Source organism: Chitinispirillales bacterium, from assembly GCA_031254455.1.
Taxonomy (GTDB): domain Bacteria; phylum Fibrobacterota; class Chitinivibrionia; order Chitinivibrionales; family Chitinivibrionaceae; genus WRFX01.
Window position 1 is genome coordinate 1 of sequence record JAIRUI010000115.1, and the last position, 6,164, is coordinate 6,164.

A 6,164-nucleotide genomic window follows, 5' to 3' on the forward strand; every position below is an offset into this window, starting at 1 on the left:
TTGAGGTTAAAGCGTTTTCGAAAAGTGTTCACTCGTTATGACAAGTTAGATGTGGTGTTCAGCGGATTTATTTTTCTGGCAATGTGTATTGACGCCCTGTTTAGTGTGAACACAATGTAGATTGCCATTTGAAGGACAATTAGCATTTATTGAAAATCGCGATATTAAATATATTATACTTCGTAATAAAATAAATGGAATTCTTCAAACACACGATTCTATCGTCACTTATAGTTTTTTAGATCAAATTGATTTAAACGATGAATTTGATGGGGCATATTTATCTGAACATCAGCGTAAAAATAGTAAACAAAATTTTACTATTTACCATTTGTTTTTTGATTATTCAAATATTGTTTATTGATATTTAAAAAGAAATACAATACAACCATCTCATCCGATCAATTTCAATTTCTTTAGGAAATAATTTCCCGAAATCATGGCATAAACAAAAATTCGCAACTGTTCCAAAACTCCTTTACAAAGCGGGATTTGCTGAGAATTCAGTCGATTGGCACAAAAATTGCAAAAAATGTAATTTGAATCGATTAAAATTGAGTCGATAACAATTTGGAAAGGAACTTCTTATGATAAGAAATGCGGAAACGACAAACGGGTCGGGATTTTTTGAACCGGCGGCGGAAGGAAGAACCGTTAATTCTGCAAGAAGTTTTAAAACAACGGAAAGAAAGATAACGGAAAAAAACGAAAAATTTGAAAAAACGTTTGATTCGGTTTATCGGGAAAATAACGCAGTTCCAAAAAAGACAGTCGTTAAGCAAAAACAAAAAGCGAATTTCACCGAAGATAAAAACGTTGCCGAACGAAACGCAGATTATAATACGGATAAAACGGGCGTCGAACAAAACAAAAATCTTGCCGTCCGAAAAGTTATTACGGAAAACAAATTTGAATTTGAAATAGAGGACGAAATGAAAACGGTGGAAACTGAAAATATAAATTCGTTAATCGCTCAAATAAATTTTGAAAACATGCAAAATTTTGATATCGACATTAGATTAAACGCCGTTGAAAACATAGAAAATATTTTGGCTGCGGTAAGCCAAAAATTAAATCTTAATATCGACACGCAAATCCCTATCGCACAATTTGACGCGGAAGACGTTCCTGAAGAGGTAATTTGGCAGCTTTCTCAATTGCTTTGCGTTCTCAAAGAAATGGGCGATGCGTTTTTGGATGCCGGACTTAACGGCGAAACCGTTGAAAACAGAGGCGAAATATTTTCTCCCCAAGAAGCGTTTTCAATAGGACAATATTTACAGCAAGAAACTATTAAATTGGAATTATCGTTTGCGGAATTGGGGATCAGCCGTGAAATTGCAAAAAACATTACTTACGACGATATGAACCTTGAAGCGAACGTTTCGTTGAATGTCGCCGCCGATTTGGAAACGAGAACTCCGGCGCAGCAAAATCTGCCCGAATCCGTAGAAAATATTTTTGTTGAAAAAAAAACGGGAAGCGCGGATATTCAAAGCATAATAGAACAATTTGAAGACGTAATAAACAAAGTCGGCGCAACTCCCTTGAAAAACGAAAATTTATCGAAAGAGCCGGCTATTACGGCTTTAAACGAATTGAAAAAAGAGATTTTAAAAGAACCCGTTATATCTGTAAACGAAAAGACCGCCGAAAACGTTGAAAAGCCGAAAGTTAACGCGGCGGTAGAAAATTTACCGAAAGAGCCAATCGCCGCCGTTTCAAGCGAATTGAGAAAAGAAATCGCAAAAGAAGAGGTTAAAACACAAATATTGGCTGAAAATACGGAAACAGCAGAAGAAACTTCGCAGAAGCCCGTTGTTAAAAATACGCTTAAAACGGAAATCGGGCGAAATGAAGCCGATACTGAAAAACCGGAAGAAAAAGGTGAAACGAAAGAATCCAAACTTTCGGAAGTTCTGTTTAATAAAAACAATAAAAAAGAAAATCATAACGAAGATAATCGGCAGAATCAGCAAAAGCAAATCGGCGCCATGGAAAACACTTTTTCCTCGCCGATTCGTGACGCAATGATAAGAACGGACGAAAGAAGCGCAAATTCTCCGATAACTTTGGACGGTGTTTCGATTGAAGCGAATAAATTTAACGATTCTTCCGAAATAACGTCCGTTTCACCGCGTTTCGTAAAACTTTTTGAAAAAGAAATCGTTGAGCAGGTGCAGAGAACGATATTAAATTCGTCAAATAAAAACGGAGTACATCAAATATCGCTTACGCTTAATCCGGAAAAACTCGGAGAAATCAAACTTACGATTCAAGTGGACGGAAACGTAGTTTCCGCAAAATTGAACGTTGAAAATTCTCAGGTTAAACAGATAATAGAACAAAATCTACAAAATTTGAAAGACTCTTTGGCGCAACATAATCTGAGCGCCGGCTCTTTAGACGTTAATATAAACGGAAAAGAAGAATCTCGTCAAGACTATGAAAGAATTATAAACTCAAAAAACCGAGCCGGTCAAACAGATGCCGAAGGAGCGGTTTTAGATAACGCCGAAGAATTTCTGGGAATGGAAACCGGAAGAAGATTCGGAACAAATTCATTTGAATTTTTTGCATAAGGGAGGAACAAATTATGGCTGGAACATCGATAAGTTCGTTACAGAAAGCGGCGGAAAGTTATTCCGTTACCGCTTCGTACAGCGAAGAGGACGGCTTTCAAACTACCAAAATGACCGGTAATCGTGAAATCGGGCTTTTTAAGGCGCAGGAAAGCATGGGGAAGATGGATTTTTTGAAATTGCTGACGACGCAATTGCAATACCAAGATCCGCTTTCTCCTATGGAAAATACCGAGTTTGTCGCACAGTTGGCGCAATTCTCGCAGTTGGAATCGACTACGGGCATGGAAAAAGCGATGCAGGAAATGGCGCAAATATTTGCCGATTCCATCGATTTGCAGACGTTTAATTCGCAGTCCACGACAAACGCGAGTTCGGTTTCGCTTATAGGTAAAGAAGTCCGTTTGCGGCAGAATTATTTTGATTGGAACGGAGGAAACGCTCCGATGACGTTTAAGGCGCATTTAGGCGAGAAAATGAGCGGAGTCGTAAAAATCGTCGACGGAGACGGAAACGTAGTAAAGTCGATAGAACTAAAAGACAAAGACGAGACAAACGCCGTTACGTTTACCTGGGATGGAAAAGACGACAAAGGACTTAAAGCGGAAGCCGACAGATACAATCTGATAATAGAAGGGCAGGAATCGAATAATTCGCTGTATTGCTTCGTAGAAGATTTCGTCAACGGAGTTCGTTTTGACAGTGCGAGCGGCGTGTTGATTCGTGTAAACAACAGCGAAATTCCCATAGGAAATATTCTTGAAGTGAAAACTCCGTCTGGCGGAACTTCGGGCGACGGTTCAATTTCGGGCGGCTTTACTATGGCGCAGGCGTTGAGTATGGTAGGCTACATCGTAAAAAGCGAAGTGAATTCCGTTTCTTATACGCCGGAATTAGCGGCGAACGTTATTCCGGGTGTACCCGCCGTAAACGATTCTATGTCTTTGAACTTGGATTTTGGCGGAACCGGATCGGCTACGATTTTGATAAAGGATTCTTTAGGAAACATAGTTCACAGCCAGCAGGTATTTGCAAACGAATTAATCGACGGTAAAATTGAAATAGAAAAAATGAACTATAACGATTCTCCGTCTTACACGGTCGAAATCGCGTCGAGTAACAAAAACGCGTTTTTTTATAACGAAAGCACTATAAGCGGCGTCATAAATAAAAACGGAATTCCACAGTTAAAAGCCGGCGGGAAGACGGTCGATATGTCAAAAGTTATCGAATTAAGGGCGGCGTAATAACGATAAATTTAATATAAAAAACAGGGGAGTAAGCAAAATGTTTAACAAAGGGGTAAGGATATGAAAAAAATTTAACGACGGAGGTTAATTATGGAAGTCAATCAGGTCGGCGAACAGAGCGGGACATCGCAAGACCTTCGGTGCAGAGTTCAGCAATATCGCTCGACAGGAATAAATTTCGGCGATTTGTTGAAAGAAAAGGTACCCCCGCAAGAATTGAAATTCTCCGCTCATGCTGAAACCAGAATTAAGAGCAGGGGAATAAATTTAGACAAAGATTTGAAGCGAAAACTGAACGAAGCGGTTCATAACGTCGCTTCAAAAGGCGGCAAGGAAGCTCTGATAATGGCGAAAGAATCCGCTTTTATCGTGAACGTTCCGAGCAGGACTGTGGTAACCGCTTTAGACGGCGGAATTTTGAAAGAGTACGTTTTTACAAACATTGACAGCGCTGCGGTAATTTAGTCGGACCGATATAAAGAGTCGGAGACGAACAAAAGAATGAACGACGGATTTCTTTTGACGCGGCGTTAACTAAAAGAAAAGAGGACTTTTATGTTACGCTCACTTTACACGGGAATTGCTGGTTTAAGAAACCATCAATTAAAAATGGACGTTACGTCGCACAATATAGCCAACGTAAACACTATCGGCTATAAATCGCAAAGAATTACCTTTAAAGAAGGATTTTCGCAAATGCTTAAAGGGGCGACGCGTCCGGCGGGAAACGCCAGCGGTACCAATCCGATGCAGGTCGGTTTGGGAATGGCCGTAGGATCGATTGATAATATTATGGAACAAGGCGCGATGCAATCGACCGGACAGTTAACGGATTTGGGAATAGAAGGAAGAGCGTTCTTTGCGTTTTCCAACGGCAACGGCGGAACTTTCTACGGAAGAAACGGTGCGCTGCAATTAAGTGCCGAAGGATATTTGGTATCCAATACAAACGGTTATCATTTGCTTGGGCTTACGGCGGACTCAGACGGTGAAATACCGGCGACGGCGGTTCCGGGTTCGATTAAGGTTCCGTTCGGCGAAAAATCGCCCGCCCGCGCTACCGAGGAAATTCAATTTCAGTGCAACCTTGACGCTGATTCTGTAGGCTCGGGGACTTATTTATATACCGCGCCTTTCCTTAAAAGCGGCGAAGCCGCCGATTTGCTCGTAGCCCTGAACGACGGAATAGGTAACTCTCTCGGCATTAAAGATAACGACGTGTTGAGAATTACATACAAGGATGCTACCGGAGCTGAAGTAATTTCTCCTAACCTTAACGTTAGAAATGACGGGTTGGCTAACTCTATATATTCTCTCCAAGATTTGGCGGATGCGATTCAAAATGCACTGCCGGCCGGCGCTACTGTAGGTATCGGCGCTGTTGGAACTCCCCAAGCCGGACAGATTATTATTACCAACCCGGGTGGAGCTATATCGAATCTCGTAGTAAATAATATAACCAGACCTAATTCCAACAGTTACGTCGCAAATACCTTTTTATGGTCGGGAGCGGTTAATGCCGGTGATACAAGCGTAGGGAGCACTCTCGCCGCGGCGACTTCTCTTAACACTTTGGATGAAATTTTTGACGCACGCGGAAAACCTTTGGGCTTGACGGCTGGGGATCCTATAGAAATTAACGGAATGATAGGCGATATCGGTTTATCCGCCGCCGCACCGCTACTCTATACTCCGACGTTAACAATGGCGGATTTGATGGCGTATATACAACTGCGGCTTCGCCTGCCGGACGAAGTTCCAAATTCTTCGGGTTTGATGTCGAATTCCGTTGAGATAAATCAACCGGGCGCAAACGGTGATAGCCGCGCTCCTGTCGGCAGCATAATAATACGCGGACAGCAGGGAAAAGCGTTTGCTATAGAAGGACTTAACATAAACGCTAAAAGCAGTACGAATAATACGTCGGTATCAATATTTAACGCCAACTCGTCCGTTACGGAATTTCAAAGCGCCAAAAACACCGGATTTTGCGCGACTTCCATAGAAGTTTTCGACGAATCGGGCGCGCCTCATACCGTTACTATGAATTTTACGCATTCCGGAACTCCGGGCAAATGGCTGTGGGAAATTACGATGAAAGGGCAGGAGATAATTACTGGCGGAAATCGCGGAGTGGTAACGTTCTCCGAAGACGGAAGCCCGGCGGCGTGGATTTTTGACGACGGCAGTACCAGTTTCAAATTTAATCCGAATAACGGTTCGGCTGAATTATCTATAAGTTTGGACGTAGGAAAAAATAAATCCTGGGCTGGAATTACGCAGTTTCGTTCCGCGACAACCACGACGGCAAAGGCGCAGGACGGTTATCCTA

The 6,164-nt window shown here is 41.9% G+C and carries 5 protein-coding genes; all 5 read left to right on the forward strand.

Features of this window, described 5'->3' with window-relative positions:
- Nucleotides 1-121: 121 nt before the first annotated feature.
- The gene (locus tag LBH98_08975) at nucleotides 122-364 is read left to right on the forward strand and encodes a hypothetical protein (GenBank protein MDR0304877.1); all 243 of its coding nucleotides are present in this window, start codon (nucleotides 122-124) and stop codon (nucleotides 362-364) included.
- Nucleotides 365-587: 223 nt separating this feature from the next.
- Nucleotides 588-2,582, forward strand: a complete 1,995-nt coding sequence (locus tag LBH98_08980) for a flagellar hook-length control protein FliK (GenBank protein ID MDR0304878.1) — start codon at nucleotides 588-590, stop codon at nucleotides 2,580-2,582.
- A 14-nt stretch (nucleotides 2,583-2,596) separates the two neighbouring features.
- A complete protein-coding gene (locus tag LBH98_08985; GenBank protein ID MDR0304879.1) occupies nucleotides 2,597-3,829 on the forward strand; it encodes a flagellar hook assembly protein FlgD in 1,233 nt (410 codons plus the stop codon).
- Between the two features lie 93 nt (nucleotides 3,830-3,922).
- Entirely contained in the window at nucleotides 3,923-4,297 is a 375-nt protein-coding gene (locus tag LBH98_08990) for a hypothetical protein (GenBank protein ID MDR0304880.1), read from the forward strand.
- Nucleotides 4,298-4,387: 90 nt separating this feature from the next.
- A partial coding sequence (locus LBH98_08995; GenBank protein MDR0304881.1) for a flagellar hook-basal body complex protein occupies nucleotides 4,388-6,164 on the forward strand: 1,777 nt, incomplete at its 3' end.

What these genes read in the sequence shown, in the direction of transcription:
- LBH98_08980 (MDR0304878.1), top strand. Translation starts at nt 588, where the DNA reads ATGATAAGAAATGCGGAAACGACAAACGGGTCGGGATTTTTTGAACCG.
- LBH98_08985 (MDR0304879.1), top strand. Translation starts at nt 2,597, where the DNA reads ATGGCTGGAACATCGATAAGTTCGTTACAGAAAGCGGCGGAAAGTTAT.
- LBH98_08990 (MDR0304880.1), top strand. Translation starts at nt 3,923, where the DNA reads ATGGAAGTCAATCAGGTCGGCGAACAGAGCGGGACATCGCAAGACCTT.